The 16,939-nt window shown below is 68.0% G+C and carries 19 protein-coding genes; 7 read left to right on the forward strand and 12 right to left on the reverse strand.

Features of this window, described 5'->3' with window-relative positions; genetic code table 11:
- The coding region (locus tag ACLJO0_RS19395; protein ID WP_410579894.1) for an MFS transporter at positions 1-674 on the forward strand (674 nt) is incomplete at its 5' end.
- Positions 675-777: 103 nt separating this feature from the next.
- Entirely contained in the window at positions 778-978 is a 201-nt protein-coding gene (locus tag ACLJO0_RS19400; RefSeq protein WP_410579895.1) for an STAS domain-containing protein, read from the forward strand.
- An 8-nt stretch (positions 979-986) separates the two neighbouring features.
- Here ACLJO0_RS19400 and ACLJO0_RS19405 read toward each other — a convergent pair whose 3' ends face one another.
- From ACLJO0_RS19405 to ACLJO0_RS19425, 5 genes are all read right to left on the reverse strand, one after another.
- Positions 987-1,922, reverse strand: a complete 936-nt coding sequence (locus ACLJO0_RS19405) for a M56 family metallopeptidase (protein WP_410579896.1) — start codon at positions 1,920-1,922, stop codon at positions 987-989.
- Positions 1,919-2,281, reverse strand: coding sequence for a BlaI/MecI/CopY family transcriptional regulator (locus tag ACLJO0_RS19410; protein WP_410579897.1), 363 nt, complete (start codon positions 2,279-2,281; stop codon positions 1,919-1,921). The genes ACLJO0_RS19405 and ACLJO0_RS19410 overlap by 4 nt, the downstream gene beginning before the upstream one ends.
- 37 nt (positions 2,282-2,318) lie before the next feature.
- On the reverse strand, positions 2,319-3,341 hold the full coding sequence (locus ACLJO0_RS19415) for a C40 family peptidase (RefSeq protein ID WP_410579898.1): 1,023 nt from the start codon (positions 3,339-3,341) through the stop codon (positions 2,319-2,321).
- 767 nt (positions 3,342-4,108) lie between these two features.
- A complete protein-coding gene (locus ACLJO0_RS19420) occupies positions 4,109-5,365 on the reverse strand; it encodes an MFS transporter (RefSeq protein WP_410579899.1) in 1,257 nt (418 codons plus the stop codon).
- Positions 5,362-6,480 carry a PLP-dependent cysteine synthase family protein gene (locus tag ACLJO0_RS19425; protein WP_410579900.1) on the reverse strand — a complete coding sequence of 373 codons (1,119 nt, stop codon included), beginning with the start codon at positions 6,478-6,480 and terminating at the stop codon, positions 5,362-5,364. Before ACLJO0_RS19425 ends, ACLJO0_RS19420 begins: the two co-directional genes overlap by 4 nt.
- Before the next feature lie 866 nt (positions 6,481-7,346).
- Here ACLJO0_RS19425 and ACLJO0_RS19430 point away from each other — a divergent pair.
- Positions 7,347-7,469: a hypothetical protein gene (locus tag ACLJO0_RS19430; RefSeq protein ID WP_410579901.1), complete on the forward strand. Its 123-nt coding sequence runs from the start codon at positions 7,347-7,349 to the stop codon at positions 7,467-7,469.
- Between the two features lie 50 nt (positions 7,470-7,519).
- On the opposite strand, the gene ACLJO0_RS19435 is transcribed toward ACLJO0_RS19430, so the two are convergent.
- The gene (locus ACLJO0_RS19435) at positions 7,520-8,218 is read right to left on the reverse strand and encodes an alpha/beta fold hydrolase (protein ID WP_410579902.1); all 699 of its coding nucleotides are present in this window, start codon (positions 8,216-8,218) and stop codon (positions 7,520-7,522) included.
- Between the two features lie 118 nt (positions 8,219-8,336).
- Here ACLJO0_RS19435 and ACLJO0_RS19440 point away from each other — a divergent pair, with 118 nt between their 5' ends.
- From ACLJO0_RS19440 to ACLJO0_RS19450, 3 genes are all read left to right on the forward strand, one after another.
- On the forward strand, positions 8,337-8,675 hold the full coding sequence (locus ACLJO0_RS19440; protein WP_125792475.1) for a winged helix-turn-helix transcriptional regulator: 339 nt from the start codon (positions 8,337-8,339) through the stop codon (positions 8,673-8,675).
- A gap of 22 nt (positions 8,676-8,697) precedes the next feature.
- Entirely contained in the window at positions 8,698-9,093 is a 396-nt protein-coding gene (locus tag ACLJO0_RS19445) for a MerR family transcriptional regulator (RefSeq protein ID WP_410579903.1), read from the forward strand.
- Between the two features lie 106 nt (positions 9,094-9,199).
- On the forward strand, positions 9,200-10,123 hold the full coding sequence (locus tag ACLJO0_RS19450) for an NADP-dependent oxidoreductase (RefSeq protein ID WP_410579904.1): 924 nt from the start codon (positions 9,200-9,202) through the stop codon (positions 10,121-10,123).
- On the opposite strand, the gene ACLJO0_RS19455 is transcribed toward ACLJO0_RS19450, so the two are convergent.
- Together ACLJO0_RS19455 and sigJ are read right to left on the reverse strand one after the other, a co-directional pair.
- The gene (locus ACLJO0_RS19455; RefSeq protein ID WP_410579905.1) at positions 10,107-10,775 is read right to left on the reverse strand and encodes a DoxX family protein; all 669 of its coding nucleotides are present in this window, start codon (positions 10,773-10,775) and stop codon (positions 10,107-10,109) included. The two genes, ACLJO0_RS19450 and ACLJO0_RS19455, sit on opposite strands and share 17 nt — an antisense overlap.
- A gap of 41 nt (positions 10,776-10,816) precedes the next feature.
- The gene (gene sigJ, locus ACLJO0_RS19460) at positions 10,817-11,752 is read right to left on the reverse strand and encodes an RNA polymerase sigma factor SigJ (RefSeq protein ID WP_410579906.1); all 936 of its coding nucleotides are present in this window, start codon (positions 11,750-11,752) and stop codon (positions 10,817-10,819) included.
- 86 nt (positions 11,753-11,838) lie between these two features.
- On the opposite strand from sigJ, the gene ACLJO0_RS19465 reads away from it, so the two are divergent.
- On the forward strand, positions 11,839-13,698 hold the full coding sequence (locus ACLJO0_RS19465; protein ID WP_410580315.1) for a P-loop NTPase fold protein: 1,860 nt from the start codon (positions 11,839-11,841) through the stop codon (positions 13,696-13,698).
- Here the strand turns inward: ACLJO0_RS19465 and ACLJO0_RS19470 are convergent.
- From ACLJO0_RS19470 to ACLJO0_RS19485, 4 genes are all read right to left on the reverse strand, one after another.
- Entirely contained in the window at positions 13,673-13,867 is a 195-nt protein-coding gene (locus ACLJO0_RS19470) for a hypothetical protein (protein WP_410579907.1), read from the reverse strand. The two genes, ACLJO0_RS19465 and ACLJO0_RS19470, sit on opposite strands and share 26 nt — an antisense overlap.
- Before the next feature lie 111 nt (positions 13,868-13,978).
- A complete protein-coding gene (locus ACLJO0_RS19475; protein WP_410579908.1) occupies positions 13,979-15,022 on the reverse strand; it encodes a quercetin 2,3-dioxygenase in 1,044 nt (347 codons plus the stop codon).
- Positions 15,019-15,966: an alpha/beta hydrolase fold domain-containing protein gene (locus ACLJO0_RS19480; protein WP_410579909.1), complete on the reverse strand. Its 948-nt coding sequence runs from the start codon at positions 15,964-15,966 to the stop codon at positions 15,019-15,021. The genes ACLJO0_RS19475 and ACLJO0_RS19480 overlap by 4 nt, the downstream gene beginning before the upstream one ends.
- 75 nt (positions 15,967-16,041) lie before the next feature.
- Entirely contained in the window at positions 16,042-16,923 is an 882-nt protein-coding gene (locus tag ACLJO0_RS19485; RefSeq protein ID WP_410579910.1) for a LysR family transcriptional regulator, read from the reverse strand.
- Positions 16,924-16,939 lie beyond the last annotated feature (16 nt).

Consider the following 16,939-nt stretch of genomic DNA (forward strand, 5'->3'; position numbering starts at 1 on the left):
CGTTGGTGCGGCTCGGTGTCTTCCGGACGCCGAACCTCGGTGGCGCGAATCTCGCGCAGTTCCTGCTCGGTGCGGCGTGGATCCCGATGTGGTATTTCCTCAATCTGTACCTGCAGCAGGTCCTGGGTTACGGGGCCTTCGCCAGTGGTGCGGCGTTGCTGCCGATGACGGTGCTGATCGTGGTGCTGATGGTCGCGGTCGCGCCGAAACTGATCGGCCGGTTCGGGCCGAAGAAGATGATCATCGGTGGTTTGTGGGCGCTCGCGGCGGGTCTGGTGTGGTTGTCGTTCGTCAGCCCGACCGGCGACTTCGTCGTCGATGTCCTGCCCGCGTCGCTGGTCGCGGCGCTCGGTCAGGCGCTGGCGTTCATTCCATCGCTGGGTACCGCGATCTCGAGCGCGAAGCCGGAGGAAGGCGGGCTGGCGTCGGGGATTGTGAACACCTCGTACCAGATCGGGTCGGCGCTCGGTCTGGCCGCGATGACCGCGGTCGGCGTGTCCTTCGGCGCCGGAAGTGTCGGTGACCCGGTCGCGTTGACCGGCGGCTACTCGGCGGCGTTCCTCGGGGCCGCGGGCATCGCGGTCGCGGGTGGCTTCCTGGCCATGGCCACCCTGCGCTTCCCCCGGAGCGCGCCGAGTGACGCCGGCGGAGGTGACCCGGCGGTGCTGCGATGACCGGCTGTACCACCGCGTGGAGGGCGAGACCGTTTCCAGGTCCGCCCTCCACACGGCGTTTCACCTGGTCTTGCGATACTTTCGAGGCGGCCCAAGGGAAGGAATGACGGTGGTGACCACCAGCGCAGGCCCGGGGCACGTGATCATCACCGTGCCCGGCGATCTCGATCTCGCGACGACCGAGTTCCTCGATGCGGAGCCCGGTCAGGCACTTGACCCGGTGCCGAACAGCATGGTGGTCGAGCTGAACGCGGTGGACTGCTGTGATTCGACCGGCCTGTCGGGCCTGTTGCCGATCGGCTGAGCCGGCTGTCAGCAGAAGGCCAGGCTGAACGCCCCCATGAGGGCGACGGCGACGACTGCAGGGGCGGTCAAGCAGGCGATGCCGCCGATGATGCTGGTCATACCGGACCGCAAGGGCAGCCGTTGACGGTCCTGGAGCCGGCTGATCCGGATCGAAGTGTCACCACCCGACATCGCGAGCGCTTTCCTCGGACCGCCGGTGGCGCCGATGGTGAGCAACGCCGACCGCACCGGTCCGGCTCCACATTCCGCGGCCGCCGTCCGATCGGCGGCGAGCTCGACGAAGAGGCCGATCGCTTTCGGCAGTTCGCGCATGAGCGGGACGAAGTGCAGGGTCCTGCCCAGTACGTCGGCACAGCCGGTGAGCAGGTGGTGACGGCTGCGGACGTGGGCGTTCTCGTGGGCGAGCACCGCTCGCAGTTCCGCGGGGGTGAGCCGGGTTCGCAATCCGTCGCTGGCGACGATCATGGCGCGGCGTCCGCCCAGGCTGTAGGCGATCGGGTGCTCATGAGGCAGCCACAAGGTGCGGACGCGATCCGATGACCTGGATCCGGACAGCCGCAGTGCGTCGAGATGCCGCTCATGCAGCTGGTTGCGGCGCCGTCGACGCCTGATCGACGACGAAAGCAGGCGGATGAGCGTGAACGTCAGCAGGACTCCGGCCGTACCGCCGACCACCAGGTCAAGCGACGGAATCCCGTCGTGGCTGATCGTGGACAGACAGGCGTCGATCAAGCGGGTGATCTGATCCGCGGGGCCATGACCGGGCAGGGCGAGAAGGAGCACGCCGCCGACCGTGCTCACCAGCAGACCGATCGAGGCCATGAGCCACCAGGTGATCGCCGCCGCCGGGCTGCCCTGTGGCGTCCCGAATCTCGCCAGGACCGGTGGGGAACACCAGCCGACGATCAGGACGCCGAGGAGGAGCGCGGCGGCGGGGATCACCGCTTTCGCTGCTTTCGGCGTAAGGCGCGGCGCAGGATGTCCGACTCTTCCTCGGAGACCGACTGCGCGAAGTGCAGCAGCACCGATTCCGGGTCGCTTGCCGTGTCGAGCACGTCACGAAGAGCCTGAGCGGTCGCTTCCTCGCGTGAAGTGATCGCCCGGTAGCGGTATGCGCGGCCTTCCATTTCGCGGACGACCCATTCCTTGCGGTACAGGTTGTCCAGCACGGTCATGACCGTGGTGTACGCCAGGTCCCGCTCTTTGGCGATCTCTACGAGCACCTCGCGGACCAGCATGGGTTCCGAACCGCGCCACAGCACGTCCATCACCGTGGCTTCAAGTTCGCCCAACCGACGCATGACACCTCCTGGCGGGAAGGATACCGTCCAGCCCTGCTCAGCCGACTATGCGCCTCGCGCCCATCAGGTGCCCGTCACCCTTCATCGAGCGCACGTCGACGAGTTGCCCTTCGGTCGGCGCGTCGACCATTTTCCCGCTGCCCACGAACATGCCGACGTGGTGGATGGCGCCGGGATTGCCGGTTCCGTCGTCGTAGAACAGCAGGTCGCCAGGCTGCAACTGGTCGAGGGAGACTGGTTTTCCGGCCGTGTACTGCTGTCGGCTGGTGCGGGGGATGTTGACGCCTGCCTGGCGGTAGGCCCAGGAAGTCAAACCGGAGCAGTCGAACTCGGCGGGGCCGGTGGCACCCCATTCGTATTGCGAGCCCCTTTTGGACAGTGCGGCTTGCAGCGCGTCGTTCGCCGCTCCGGGCGGACCGAGATAAGAACCACTGTCCTGGACCTTGCCCAGTTTTGCCTTGTCCTGCGCCGGAAGTGCCCCCAGCGCCTGACGAACCTGCTTGATCTGCCGGTCGAGGTCGTTCTTCCGGTTGGTGACCTGGTCCACCGCCCACTGCGCGGCCGCGGTCGCCTCGCTCGCGCGTTTCTGGGCTTCTGCCGCCTGTGCCCGGCCTTTGGCGGCCTGATCGAGTACGGTCCTCAGCCCGGCGAGCGCGTCCGCCTTCTGTCCGGACAGGAGGGAGATGGCCGCGGACTTCTGCAGGAAATCCGTCCGGCTGTCGCTGTCGAGCAACGCCGCGAGCTGATTGACCGAAGAAGCTCCCTGGAAGTTCGCGGCGACGAGTTTGTCGACCTCGCCGCGGAACTTCGTGATCGAGACCTCCGCGTCCGCCAAATCCTTGTTGGCGGCCGCGAGATCGGCATCTGCCCTGGCGCTCGTGGCTTTCCGCGCGGCCAGGTCATCCTGCGCGGCGGAGAAATCTTCTTCGGCTTTCGCGGCGTCGGCGCCGAGGCGCTGGTAGCGAGACATCGGATCCTGCGCCTCGGCGGGCGGCGGCGCCGGCTGCGCACTCGCGGGGATCGTGCTCAACCCGAGCGGGAGAACAACGGCGGCAGTCAAGACGCGCAGTGAAGCCGTACGGCGTCGGTGCGGTGTCACGGGTGCTGGATCTCCTGTCGTGTTTTCGAGCTTGGTCACGGACCGCCCCGAAGGCCCGCGGGTCACCGTAAGGTAACGAGCCGCACTTGTCCACTATTTCACTTAGTACTAGGTAGGTGGCATAGGGTAGCGAGACGTCGAAATGTGATGGTCGCTACCGCTTGCGCCGGTACAGGCTCACCAAGGTCGTTTCGCGGGAGCCTTCGCGCCGTGCCGTGGCTCGATTCGCCCGGGACGCACTTCCACGAGAACTATGCCGTCCAGCGTGACGTGTTCGGCGGCCTTGCGCTGGTCAAGGCTTCCGGGCTCAGCGAGATCGAGTCGAAGTAGGTTCCGGCGGGCAGGGTGATGACGAGATCGTCCACATTGGGACGATCCGGAGCGCATGACGCGCCATCGATCACCTGTGGTCCGAGTCGGAAGAGATCTACGGCAAGTAGTACTAGATGTAATAGTATTGAGGGAAGTCGAACGTGTCGTGGTGCGGGGCTGGTGTCCGCTTCTGCGTCTGGTAGTGAGGGCCTCTTTGCCTACTTTGACGGTAGGGAAGGAGGCTTTCGCTACCGTCGGATGTGGTTCTTGGTGACGGTGGGGCGGTTGTACTTCGGTAGGGCGTGATTCGCGTGTTTGGATGCCCACACTCGGGTGTGCGGAGTCTGAGCACGCGAGATACACGTTTGCCTTACCCCTCAATAACTACTGGCGGGGGATGCGGCGGGTCACGGCTTTCACACCGCCATCGGGGTGAGGCGTTCGGCCTTGTCGAGTGCACGCAGGCACCAGGCGCAACCGGCTCCGATCACGGCGAGGACAGCCCATGGTGCCGCTGGTACACCGGCGTTTCTCGCGAGATCCAACGCGGTGCCGGTGAGCAGGTTGCCCAGCAGGATGCCCACGCCGACCACGGTGTTGTACAGCCCATAGTGCGTCGCGACCAGTTTGCCGCCGGAGAGGGCGACGATCGTGTCCATTTCGAACGGGAAGACCACGATGGTCCCGAGTGCGAGCAGGGCGGCGGAGAGAATCAGCGATGCCCAGCTCAACGCCGCCGGACCGGCGGTCGCGCCCGCGGTGAGCATGGGCGGGAGAAAGGCCGCTCCCATGAGCAGGAGGCCGACGGCGAGGCATTTGCCGGATCCCCGCCGGCGCCTGCACCACGCGGTGATCCGTAGCTGTCCGGCGATCGCCAGCCCTCCCGACACCGCGAACAGCAGTGCCACCAAAGTGGTTCCGGCCACTCCGGGGCCGCCGACTCGGCGAGCCTCGAGTGGGAGTGCGAGGTAGACCTGGAACGACAGGACGTACGAGCCGATCATCGCGAGCGAGAACAGCACGAACGAGCGGTTGCCGAACGCGGTGGCCCAGTCCTGTCTGATCGAGGTCCGGGCGGCGTCGTCTTTCTTGGTGTGTGAACGAGGCGGCAGAGACCGAATCTGCAGCACGGTCAGGACCGCGAACACCGCGGCCGCGACGAGGCAGGTCACCTGGAAGGCGAAGCTCGTCAGTACCAGCCCGACGACCGGGCCCAGCAGGATGCCCGCCTGGTAGAACACGTTGAACAACGCGAAGGCTTCGACCCGCCGCTCCTCGCCGGCGTCTTCGGCGAGGTAGGCCCGCACCGCGGGGTTGAACAGCGCGCCCGCGAATCCGGTGGCCGCCGACGCGACGATCAGCGCCGGAACCGAATCGACCAGGCCGAGCAGGGCGAACCCGCCCGTCCGCAACGCGCATCCCGCCACGATCAACGGTTTGTAGCCGAGCCGGTCGGCAAGCGTGCCACCGATCAGGAACATGCCCTGCTGGGAGAAGTTCCGCACGCCAAGGATGAGCCCCACGGCCCAGCCCGCCAGCGCGAGATCCGCGGACAGGTGCCCGGCGAGGTAGGGCATCAGCATGTAGAAGCCCAGGTTGATGGTGAACTGGTTCAGCATCAACAGCTGGGAAGGCCGGTCGAACGACCGGAACTTGACGGCCAGATCCTTCACGCCCGCACCTCGGACGGGTCGATGACGTGTGCGCAGCGTGTCCACCGCTCGACGACCTGGCCGGCGGGGTCGTCGACGACGTCGGGCTCGTCCGCGGGGGTCTGTCCGAGCAGACCGTTCGCCGCGCAGTAGTCGTCGTTGTAGACGGTATCGAAGTAGCGGTGGGGACCGTCGGGGAAGATCGTGACGATCCTCGTGTCGGCGGCTTCGGTCCTCGCGAGCCAGCCTGCGACGAGTGCGACCGCTCCGACGCTCCACCCGCCCGTCGCGTGGTGGGACGCGGCGAGCCGGCGGCAGGTCCACACCGCCTCGGCCGGTGCGACCCAATGGACTTCGTCGAAACCGCGGTAGTCCACATTGGACGGGTAGATGCTCGAGCCGAGCCCGCGCATCAACCTGGGACGCGCCGGTTGCCCGAAGATCGTGGAACCGATGGTGTCGACGCCGACGACCTTCATCCGCGGGTAGTGCTCGCGCAGGACCCGCGAGACGCCGGCCGAGTGGCCGCCGGTGCCCACCGAGCACACCAGGGTGTCGACGCGGTCGAGCTGGTCCACGAGTTCCAGGGCGAGCGGTTCGTAGGCGTCGACGTTGTCGGGGTTGTTGTACTGGTCGGGGCAGTACGCGCAGGGCTCTTCGGCCAGGAGCTGCTGCACGCGGTCCCGGCGGGCCTGTTGCCAGCCGCCGGTGGGGTGCGGCGCGGTGACGAGCTCGACACGGGCTCCGTGCGCGGCCAGCATCCGGTGCACGATCGGTTCGAGGCCGGGGTCGGTGACCACGGTGACCGGGTGGCCGTAGACGATTCCGGCGAGCGCGAGGCCGAGCCCCAGCGTGCCGCTGGTCGACTCCACGATCCGCGCACCCGGAGCCAGCTCGCCCCGTTCGCGTGCACGGGCGATCATGTGCAAGGCCGGGCGGTCTTTCATGCCACCGGGGTTGAATCCTTCGAGCTTCGCCCAGAAGCCGCGGCCTGGCGCCGCGTCCGGTTCATCGATCCACAGCACGGGGGTGTTGCCGACCGCACTGGCCGGATTGCGGCCGTGCGTGCTGGTCCTTTGGCCGGGGAGGGTGGTCCCGGACACGGTCGAGCCGTTGGCGGACAAGGGTGTCCTCATCGAGATCTCTTTCAGTGAATCGTCGCGGGGCGCGACGGTCGAACGGAACGGGGTCGGCTGGGTCGTTCAGTCCGATCACGTTCGCGTGACACAGATCTCGATGAGCAAGGCGCGCCCTGGCAGGCACGGGTCCCGTCCAGGGTTCCCATAGCCGGGGGTATGAACCGGTGAGCGGAAGGATCCGGTAAACGTATTCTCGGCGGGAATCGCCGACCACGCCGTATCCGCAGTTCCGCGCGTACCGCGATGAATGGCGTCCGTGGTCGTGTGTTGCCGGTGCGCGTGGTGCTCAGGCTCGCAGTCGTCGGTCAGTGGGGCGTGGGTCGCGGCGCCGGCGGCGACATGCTCGTCCGCGTGGGCGTGTGCTTGCGGGAAACAGTGGCCCAGCTCCAGCGTAAGAAGCCACAAGAGCAGAGTGACGAGCCACAACATCGGCTTCACTCTGCGACGCGGCGTAGTCGGATAGCCCCTCACAGTTATCGGACCGTAGCAGCAAAGATCTTCCGTCTGCCACCTTCGATCGTACTAGTTCTACTAGTAGCGAAGAATTCACTCGATTTCGCGTCTGACCACTACCCGTGGTAGTTGAGGGTGATCTGTCGCGTCCCGGGATTCGGGAATGCCGATTGATCAGATCGAGCTTTTCGTGTCCGTGACAGGAAAAAGCGAGTGCGGAGTCATGCGGGACCACGCACCCGCCGGCACGCGTCGCCAAGGGGGAGAGTCGACGCGGGCGGTGCGGAGCGCTGCGAGAGCGCTCTGGCGTTATTGATACTAAGTGTAATAGTAGTTGCTTGGCAAGACGATGCGGAGCGCTCGCGGAGCCGAACACGGAATTGACGACCGGACTCCGTATCATCGCCGTCGTGACGCGGACAGTCCACCAGGCAACGGCCGTGCGAGGACAGCTCGCACGGCTCGTCGCCGTGCTGGCCGTCCTCGCTGGGGTGGTGTTCGCGGCCACACCGGTCGGCGCGTCGGCCGGGTAGCTGCTGCGTCGTCCACAGTGGCCGGTCTGGCTTCCAGAATGGACGTACGGTCAGGCTGTGTCGCGCAGCAGCCCGGCGAGCTCGACGGGTGTCGTGACCATGCAGTCGTGGCCGGTCGGCAGTTCCCGGGTCCGCTCACCCGCGGGGACCGGTCTCCGGGTGATGCCCGCCGGACGACCTCCGACGCAGTGGATGTGCGTGCGCGGGATCGTGCGCGCGGCCGGGTTGTCCAGCCGGACGGGCTCCACGAGACAGCGGACCGGTTGATCCGACAGCATCGAGCGCAACCAGGCGATGTCGTCGGGATCGGTGACCCCGAACAAGCCCAGCGGCGGTGGTTTCTCCGGCATCGGCGGAACCCGCCAGCCGTCCACGGCGAGGTCGACGAGGTGCTTGGTGACCGGAAGGACATCGACCGCGGTTTCGCCGTCCTCGGGCACCATCGCGTCGAGGAACACAAGATGCGCGATCCGCTCCGGGAGCCGGTTGGCGACTCCCGATATGACCATTCCGGCGTAGCTGTGCCCGACGAGCACGACGTCGTCGAGACGCTCGTGTTCGATGATGCCGGTGACGTCGTCGATGTGGGTGTGGAGCCCGACCTCGGGGCCCAGTAGGTGTGCCTTGTCGCCGTAGCCGGTCAGGGACGGCGCGAATACCCGGTGGCCGGCCGACTCGAGCAGCGGGGACACCCGGTCCCAGACCTGTCCGCTGTGCCAGGCGCCGTGTATCAGCAGGAATGTGGCCATGCGCGTGTGGTTCCTCCTCGTGCCTCGGTACCCTTTGGTAACCGGAAGCATCATGATCCCCACGACGAGCACCGGGCAATACGGCACTTTCGGGTGCCCCGGTTCTCTGGAGGTAACCATGCAGGACCCGTGTCAGGCCCGCGAAGTGCTCGGGATCGTCGGGGACAAGTGGGCGCTGCTGATCGTGCGCATGCTCAAGGACGGGCCGCGACGCTTCACCGAACTCAAACGTGCCATCGAGGGCATCAGCCAGCGCATGCTCACCGTGACGCTGCGCGACCTCGAACGCGACGGGATCCTGACACGTACGGTCCACAACGTCATGCCGCCACACGTCAGCTACGAGCTGACGACGATGGGGCGGACCCTGCGCGAGGCGACCGCGCCGTTGCTCGACTGGAGTATCACGCACCTGCCGCGTATCGACGCCGCCCGCGCGGCCTACGACAACCGCTGACGGAGGTCGTAGGCTCGCGGGAATGCGGATCGGCGAGGTGTCCCAGCGCACGGGCGTGAGTCCGCGCTCACTGCGGTATTACGAAGAGCAGGGCCTGCTGACCAGTACACGCTCCGGCGCGGGGCAGCGTCACTATTCCGACGCGGAGGTCCAGCGCGTGTCGCTCATCCGGCAGCTGTTCGACGCGGGTATGTCCAGCCAGGTGATCGCGACCGTGCTGCCGTGCGTGGACATCCCCGATGACCTCGGCGTCGCCGAGGAGACGTTCACGCTGATGATGCTCCAGCGCGACCGGATCGACGCCGACATCGCGCACCTGATCGAAAGCCGGGAAGCCCTCGACGTGCTGATCAAAGCCAACAGCCGGCACCGGGCGAAGCTGTCCACGGCCCCCGAACCGGTGGCGCGGCCGACCTGACGCTGTGACCCGAACCTCAGCCGCTTGCCCCTTACACCGATGTCAGCGGTGAGGATGGCGACAGCGCCCGGAACCACCGGGCCGGTCATCCGGGAGACGGCGAAAAATGGGACAGGTGTGGGGTTTCGGCAAGCACGGCGGGCCCGAGGTACAGGAGTTCTTCGATCGTCCCGATCCCGTCCCCGGTCGCGGCGAGGTGCTGATCCGGGTCGATGCCGCCGGCGTGAACCCTCTCGACCACGCGGTGCGCTCGGGTCTGGTCCCCGGGCTCGACGGCGGGCGTCCGTTCCCCCGTGTGCTGGGCATGGAGGCGGCCGGAACCGTGCTTGCCCTGGGCGAGGACGTCGACGGGCTCGAGGTGGGTGACGCGGTTTTCGGCTTCGCCCTCACCGGCGGTGGTACCTACGCCGAGACGACGGTGCTGTCCGCGCCGAACACCGCGCGCATCCCGGTGGGCCTGTCCGCGACCGTCGCGGCAACGCTGCCGGTGGCCGGGACGACCGCGGTGGACGTGCTCGACCAGCTCGGCCTCCCGGCTGGTGCCACGGTCCTGGTCAACGGGGTCGGGGGCGGCGTCGGCCTCGCCGTCGCGCGGCTGGCCATCGGGCGCGAGCTGCGGGTGATCGGCACCGGGAGTGCCGCCAAGCGTGAGCATGCCGAAGCCATCGGGGTGCGGTTCATCGACTACGCCGCCGAGGACGTCGTCGCCGTGGCACGGGAGCTGGTTCCGGACGGCTTCGGCGGGATCGTCGACCTGGTCGGGGGCGCTTCACTGCGGACGGTCGCTCCGCTGGCCCGGGATCCCCGCAGTGTCATCTCCGTGGGTGACATGTCGGTGCCCGAGCTCGGTGGGCGTTTCGTCGAGCGCCGCCTCGATCGCGGGAACCTGGAGCGGTCCGCCCGGCTGGCCCTCGACGGACTCCTCGCACCCGTGATCACCGCGGTCCACTCGCTCTCCGACGCCCCGGCCGCCCTCGCCACCGTCGAGAACGGCCACGCATCGGGCAAGGTCGTCATCGAAGTGGCATGACGGTCGTCATGGTGTGTTCTCGGCTGTCTTGAGCGCACTTCTCTTCGAGCCCCGCGACCCAGCCGCGCTCGACGATCCACTCGCGTGTGACGTCCTCCGCGGCGGGCAGCGTGAGGAGCGAGACGGCGGACAGAACGACGACGAGCCCGATCGAAACGGCCCAAGCGCGAGGACGGTTCCCCGCCCTGCCCACCTTGTCCTGGCCGGCGTCGGCAGGACGGCTCCGGCGGAGCCTCGTCTCCGGGAGCCGACGGTCGGCGGGCCTCAGCACCCACGACGCGACGGCGAACGCCAGGAACATCAGCGGTGGTCCCCACGACACAAGACCGTCGCCCAGTGCCAGATGTGACACCACCGCACCCGACCACAGGAAAGAGATACCCGCGTACGCCCATTCCTTGATCAGCCGGAACCCGGGCACGGCGATCGTGACGGCCGCCCCGATATGACACACGCCCAGAATGTGGGCGAAGTAGTCCGGGTATCCGAGGTGGTCGAATTGGGCTTCCGTCCAGTCGATCGTGAAAAGGTTCCAAGTCGATCCGGCGATCAACTCGAAGACGATGACGAAAGTGGTGAACCAGAAGGCGATGGGGCGGATCCGGCTCCAACCGGTCGCATGCTGGTGGCTGTCGCTCGGTCGAGTTCGCATTTCGGGTTTCCTGTCAATCGATTGTCGGCGAGGTTCGGGAGCTACCGGCTGATCCGGCGCCGTACCGTCGCCGTGAGGAGTTTGTCCGGGTTGCGGATGGCGTAGATGTCGGTGATCTCGCCGTTGGTGATCTCGATGAGGAACACGCCCTCCAGGTGGTCGCCGCGGTAGGCGATCAGCGCCGGCGCGTTGTTGCAGTTGACCGTCTCGATCCGCAGGCCCGGCATCCCCCGCCCCTTGTGGAAGAGGCCCACGAGGCGTGCGGCGACCCTCTCCGCGCCCACCACCGGCATGCGCGCCGCGGAGGCTTTTCCGCCGCCGTCCGCTGTGAAGGCGGCGTCCTTCGCGAGCAGCGAGAGCAGCCCTTGGAGGTCACCCGTGGTGGCCGCGGTCATGAACTGCTCGGTGATCCGTGCGGTCGTCGCGGTATCGGCGGGTTCGAAGCGCTTGCGTCGCGCCTGGACGTGCTTGCGGGCGCGGTGCGCCGCCTGCCGCACCGTCGCCACGGTTTTGCCCACCGCGGCGGCGATGTCGCTGTGTTCGAAGCCGAACACCTCGCGCAGCACGAACACCACACGCTCGTCGGGAGTGAGTGTTTCCAGTACCACCAGCATCGCCATGGACACGGACTCGGCGAGCACCACGTCGGCCGACGCGTCGTTATCGTCGAGCAGCAACGGCTCGGGCAGCCACGGGCCGATGTAGTCCTCGCGGCGGCGTGCGCTCGCTCTCAACGCGTTGAGCGCCTGACGGGTCACCAGCCGCGCCAGGTACGACTTGGTGTCCCGCACCGTCGCGAGGTCCACCGCGGCCCACCGCAGGTAGCCGTCCTGCAGCACGTCGTCGGCTTCGGTGGCCGAGCCGAGTATCTCGTAGACGATCGTGAACAGCAGCGGCCGCAACAGGGTGAACCGGTCGGCGTGTTCGTCGCCGCTGATCACGACAACCTCGAGGTTCGGTGTGCTGTGTTCGGACATGCCTCCCAAGACACCGCGGAACCGGCGAAACGTGACACCACGCGACGTGATGTGGGGCACAGCATCCCGGATACCCTTGCGGCGTGATGAGTGCCGAAGATCCGAATCCGCCGCGGCTGACCGCGCGGGTGGTCGGTGGCCCGCGGGAGTACGACCAGCCGTATCTGGTCGAAGTGCGTCTGCTCAACACGAGCGACATCGTGGAGCTGTTCCATGCGACCTTCCACGCCGACGGCGGTTCGATCCCCGAGCCACTTCAGCGAGCGAGCAAGGCCGTGTATCCCCGCGGGGATCACGTCTGGACGATCCCGGTACTGCTCGACGAGCAGACGCAGGCCCGGTTGGTGGTCGAGGCCCGCGGCGAGTACACGAAATCACATCGGCGTATCGAGCTGACCGTCCCGAGCGAGTCCGAGGTCGACTCCGGTGAGGACGGGGCTGCGCGCGTCCAGGCCTCGCAGCCCGCGCCGCCACGGTTCGCGTTGCTCAGCGACCATCCGATCGACCCGGATGAGGACATGTTCGAGCATCGCGTCATCGCCGAACGCATGGCCGGGTTTCTTCTCGACGCGCGCGCCGTCACGCCGTTCACGATCGGCATCCAGGGCGGTTGGGGCGTCGGCAAAAGCAGCCTGATGCAGTTGCTTCGCCACGCCATCGAAGACCGGGCCGAAGAACATCGCGGGCGGGTCCGCGTCGCTTGGTTCAACGCCTGGACCGCGGAAGGCACCAACGCGCTCACCGGCCTCATCCGGTCCGTGCTCGACCAGCTCGACCCCAGTGTGCTCCGCCGGATCCTCCGCCGCACCCGGCGTTCCTCGTGGCTCGCCACCCCGTTCGTCGTCCTGGCCTCTTGGATCGGCCTGCGGGCACTGGCCGACGACCTGTGGCAACGCTTCCGGGTCGACGCCGCGCAGCGCAACCGGATCCGCAAGGAGATCCAGGACGCCGTCGCCGCGTGGTCGGACAAGAACCGCCCCCTCGACCAGCGGCGGATGCTCGTGGTCTTCATCGACGACCTCGACCGATGCTCCCCGGAGAACATCGTCCAGGTCTTCGAAGCGATCCGTCTCTATCTCGACGCCCCGGGGCTGACCTTCGTCATCGGCTACGACCCGGCGATCGTCGGCGACGCGCTCGCGCAAAGCGAACACGCCTCCTCCGCCGAACTCAGCCGCGCCTACCTGGAAAAGATCATCCAGGTCGACTACGTCGTTCCCGTCCCGGACCCCGAACGGTCGCTCGACCTGGCGCGTGCCTGCGCCCACGCCTCCGGCATCGCGCATCTGCTCGCCGACGAAGACCTGTCTCTGCTCGTCCAGCGCAGTGAACGCAATCCACGGCGGCTCAAGCGGTTCCTCAACACTTTCGTGCTCTCCCACCAGATCGACGGTCACTCCTCGCGGCTACGCTCGGACGAGCACATCAAGATCCTGTTGCTGCGCATGTACTTTCCCAGTCTGTTCCGGCTGATCCTCGTCGAGTCCGAACAGGACATGCTCGGCCAGCTCATCGAACTCGCCCGCCTCCGCGCGGCCGTTCGCGCCGGCAGCGACATGGACCGTGAGCAAGTCGAATGGCTCTGCCGGATCACCGGGCTCGCCGCGCCGGTCGACGGCGAGTCGGCGGAGGACGTGTTGACCCGGCTGGAAAAGAACGTCCCCGAAGGCGTGATCGCCTTGTCCCGCGACAACGGCCTGTTCTCCCTCGCCTGGAGCCTCGGCGCTCCGCACCAACGCGCGGACCTGCTGCGACGCACCCGCGAACGCCTCCCCTCATTGGCGCCGATGGGGTTGTCAGGCCCGCCGGACGGCGGGACGAAGAACGATCGCGTCGTCGTGTGTTCCGGCTGCGGCTCATCAGGCCATCTCAGCGACGCGTTCTGCCCGAGCTGCGGCGCCTACCTCGAATGGTCAGCCGTCAGTGGCCGGCCAGATCCATCGTGAACAGCAGCAGCGCGAAGAAGAGCTGGAGTGCGGCGATGCAGACGCCTGTGATGACAAGGCCGTCCAGTCGATACTGGCGGTCCGTCAGTATCGACAGTGCTCCGGCGGCCAAGGCCAGTGCCGAGGCCACCTCGCCGTAGGGGAGCAGCCAGCCGAGCAGGCTGAGCACGAGACAAATGGGACCGAGCAAGCCTTTGAACCCGGGGCGGTCGCCTGCTGACAGTCGTCGAGTCACGGTGCCCCGGATCCTTTCGGCTCGTTCGGCACACGCTACCGCGTTTCAGATGCCGGTGGCCCGGACCCGCTCCGGCGGGCCACCGGCCACGACGACGTCCAGGTCCTGGTTGGCTCGCATGCCACCCATCACCACCGACGGGTCGATGAGTCCCTCGGTGAGCACGTGGTCCTCGGTCGGCACGCCGGTCACGTCGAAGAACGGCTCGAAGATGTCCGAGGTGAGCAGGCCGAGCAGCTGGGTGTTGTGCGCGGTGACGGCGAAGCTGTGTACGGTCCCGGGCGGGGCGTGCAGGAAGTCGCCTGGGGTCAGGAGGATCTCCTCGCCGTTGACCCACAGCCAGATTCGGCCCGAAAGGCACAGGAAGTTCTCGGTGTGCCGCTGGTGGAAGTGCCGGATGATGTACGGCTGCGGCGCGGCGAGGGTGTTCACCGCGAAGTACCGGCCTCCGGTGTTGCGACCCCTGGCCAGGAACGAGTTCACCGCGTCCGGCCAGCCCCGCCGGTCGCCGGTGCGGGCTCGCAGGAAGTAACCCTCGGTGCCGGAGGGCAAAGTGTCGTCCCACGCGTCACCGTGAGCCACCTGCGGCGGGTCGTGCGGTGTCGCCCCCGGCGGCACTTCGCCCGCGATCACCGCTCCCGCGGCGTAGATGTGCTGTTCGACGTTCGCCGCCTTGGGGAGCCCGTCGAGCGCGCCGCCGGGGGCGGAGTACTGGAGCACTTTGGTCAGGTGACTCAGCATGCGGCAGGCCACCGGCGTGCCCGGCGGGACGTGCACCGAGTCGCCGGGCACCAGGATCCGGCTCTCGCCCGGCAGCCAGAACTGGGCGCTGCCCTCGAAGACGTAATAGGACCGCTGATAGCCGGCGAAGCTGTGGAAGGGGATCTCCGCGCCGCGCGGGCCGAGTACGAACGCCGCGTCGAAAAGGCCTCCGGTGTCCTCGGTCCGGGCGATGACCGTCCACAGTAGACCGCCGGTTTCGTGCCGGAGGCCCTCGCCGGTGGCGAGGTAGTAGGGGACCGGTTCGCCGGGCAGGGCGTTGATGACCGGAGCGAGCCTGTGCCTGGCCTCCGGATCGGACGTTGTCACCGGGTTTCTCCTGTCGTGGAACGGGTCTTGAGGTGCCTGCGGAAGAAGCCGTGGATGTCGGAGAACCCGAACGCGGCCGGTTCGCCGTCTGCGGCCGAAGTCCGCCGCAGGGCGGACGCGGTGCCTTCCGTCGCCAGCCTGCCGTCGTCCATCACCGCGCCGAGTGCGACGTCGAGCCGGCCGGGCGGATTGAGGAAACCGTGCCGGTACCCGTCCAGGAGGTACAGCTCGCTCGGCACACCGGCGGCCACGAGTGCCGCGTGCAGGCGTTCGCTCTGCCGGTGCGGCACGAGCACGTCCCCGGTGCCGTGGGAGAGCTGGAACGGGGGCGCCTCGGCGCCGACCCAGTTCAGGGGACCGGCCTGCCGGGCGAGCCCCGGCAGGCGCGCCGGATGCCCGCCGAGCAACCGTGCCTCCGGCGAGGAAGCCCCGCCCGGCAGGGGGCCGGCCGCCTCGGCGAGGTCGACCGGTGGATAGGACGCGGCGACCGCCCGCACCGGCACGGCGCCTGTCTCCCGCTCGCCCGGCACTTCGTCGAGGTGCCCGGTGAGCCCGGCGAGCGCCGCCAGGTGGCCACCGGCCGACGCGCCCCAGAGCCCGACCGCGCCGGGGAGGAGGTGATAACGCTCGGCGTGTCCGCGCAGGAACCGGATCGCGGCGCGCACGTCGTGCAGCTGGGCCGGGAACAACGCCTGCGATGAGAGCCGGTATTCGATGCTCGCCATGGCGCAGCCGGTGGCCATGGCGTGCTGTACGAGGTCGGGCGCCAGCGTGCGGTCGCCGGTGAACCAGCCGCCGCCGTGCAGCCACAGCACCACCGGGACCGGTCCGCCGGTCACCGGGCGATGGAGATCCAGCAGCAGATCCCCGGTGTCCCGCCGGGCGAAGACGACGTCGGCGTCGACCCGGACCGCGTCCGGCGGCGAGGTGAAGCGGTGTGCCATGTCGCCAAGCTTGGTCGCCGGGACCGGGACACACCAGCGCGATCGTCCGCACGATCGTTCGGCGGATCCGGATGATCAGCGGGTCGGGTCACCGAGTCCGGCGGCGATCCGGACGAACCGGTCCAGCGCGTCGGACCGGCGTTCCCGGCGCAGATACAGGGAGGTCGTCGCCGGCGGGGAGTCCACGATGGGCACGAACGAAAGCCCTGGTCGCGCGTAGGTGGCGGGCGCCGATTCCCCGGCGATGTTGAGCCCCTGCCCGGCCCCGCACAGTTCGAGCACCTCTTCGAAGTTCCGGGACACCGGCAACAGCCGGGGAGCGACACCGGCCGAGGTGAGCGCCGAATACCAGTGCCCGGCGATCTCCTCGTCCTCGACCGAAACGAAGGTCTCCCCGGCCAGATCGGCCAGCCGTACCGAGTCCCGTGCCGCCAGCGGATGCCGGTCGGACACCACCAGCACGCATCCCTCCTCCCACAACGGCACCGAATCGAACGCGGGAGCGGGGTTCCGGCCGAGTTCGGCGACGAAGGCGCAATCCACCTCGCCGTCGGTCAGCGCGTTGTGGCAGCCGAGGAAGCCCAGCTGCCGGATCTGCCAGCGGACCTGCGGCAGTTCGTCCGTCACCGCCGTCATGATCTCGCGGAACCGCGGACTGGAGACCATCAGCCCGACCCGGATGCACGGCTCGTCGACCGCTTTCCGTGCCCAGTCCAGGACCTCGTCCATACCCGCGATGGCGAGCCGGGCCCGCGGGGCGAGCTCCCGGCCGTGCTCGGTCAGTTCGACGCTGCGGGAGGTGCGCTTGAACAGCGGGCGGGCGAGCCGTCGTTCGAGTGAAGCGATCTGCTCGCTCATCGCGGAAGGGCTCAGGTGCAGCCGGGCCGCGGCGCGGCCGAAATGACGTTCCTCCGCCACCGCGAGGAAGCACCGGAGGTGATGAATGGTGAGGTCCACGTTTCCTGCCTGTCCA

It is taken from the genome of Amycolatopsis sp. lyj-108 (assembly GCF_046549005.1).
Lineage (GTDB): Bacteria > Actinomycetota > Actinomycetes > Mycobacteriales > Pseudonocardiaceae > Amycolatopsis.

Excerpts from the sequence above, each read along its gene's own strand:
- ACLJO0_RS19450 (WP_410579904.1), top strand. The coding sequence starts at position 9,200 with ATGGGACAGGTGTGGGGTTTCGGCAAGCACGGCGGGCCCGAGGTACAG.
- ACLJO0_RS19400 (WP_410579895.1), top strand. The coding sequence starts at position 778 with ATGACGGTGGTGACCACCAGCGCAGGCCCGGGGCACGTGATCATCACC.
- ACLJO0_RS19440 (WP_125792475.1), top strand. The coding sequence starts at position 8,337 with ATGCAGGACCCGTGTCAGGCCCGCGAAGTGCTCGGGATCGTCGGGGAC.
- ACLJO0_RS19435 (WP_410579902.1), bottom strand. The coding sequence starts at position 8,218 with ATGGCCACATTCCTGCTGATACACGGCGCCTGGCACAGCGGACAGGTC.
- ACLJO0_RS19410 (WP_410579897.1), bottom strand. The coding sequence starts at position 2,281 with ATGCGTCGGTTGGGCGAACTTGAAGCCACGGTGATGGACGTGCTGTGG.
- ACLJO0_RS19425 (WP_410579900.1), bottom strand. The coding sequence starts at position 6,480 with ATGAGGACACCCTTGTCCGCCAACGGCTCGACCGTGTCCGGGACCACC.
- ACLJO0_RS19445 (WP_410579903.1), top strand. The coding sequence starts at position 8,698 with ATGCGGATCGGCGAGGTGTCCCAGCGCACGGGCGTGAGTCCGCGCTCA.
- sigJ (WP_410579906.1), bottom strand. The coding sequence starts at position 11,752 with ATGTCCGAACACAGCACACCGAACCTCGAGGTTGTCGTGATCAGCGGC.
- ACLJO0_RS19480 (WP_410579909.1), bottom strand. The coding sequence starts at position 15,966 with ATGGCACACCGCTTCACCTCGCCGCCGGACGCGGTCCGGGTCGACGCC.
- ACLJO0_RS19455 (WP_410579905.1), bottom strand. The coding sequence starts at position 10,775 with ATGCGAACTCGACCGAGCGACAGCCACCAGCATGCGACCGGTTGGAGC.
- ACLJO0_RS19465 (WP_410580315.1), top strand. The coding sequence starts at position 11,839 with ATGAGTGCCGAAGATCCGAATCCGCCGCGGCTGACCGCGCGGGTGGTC.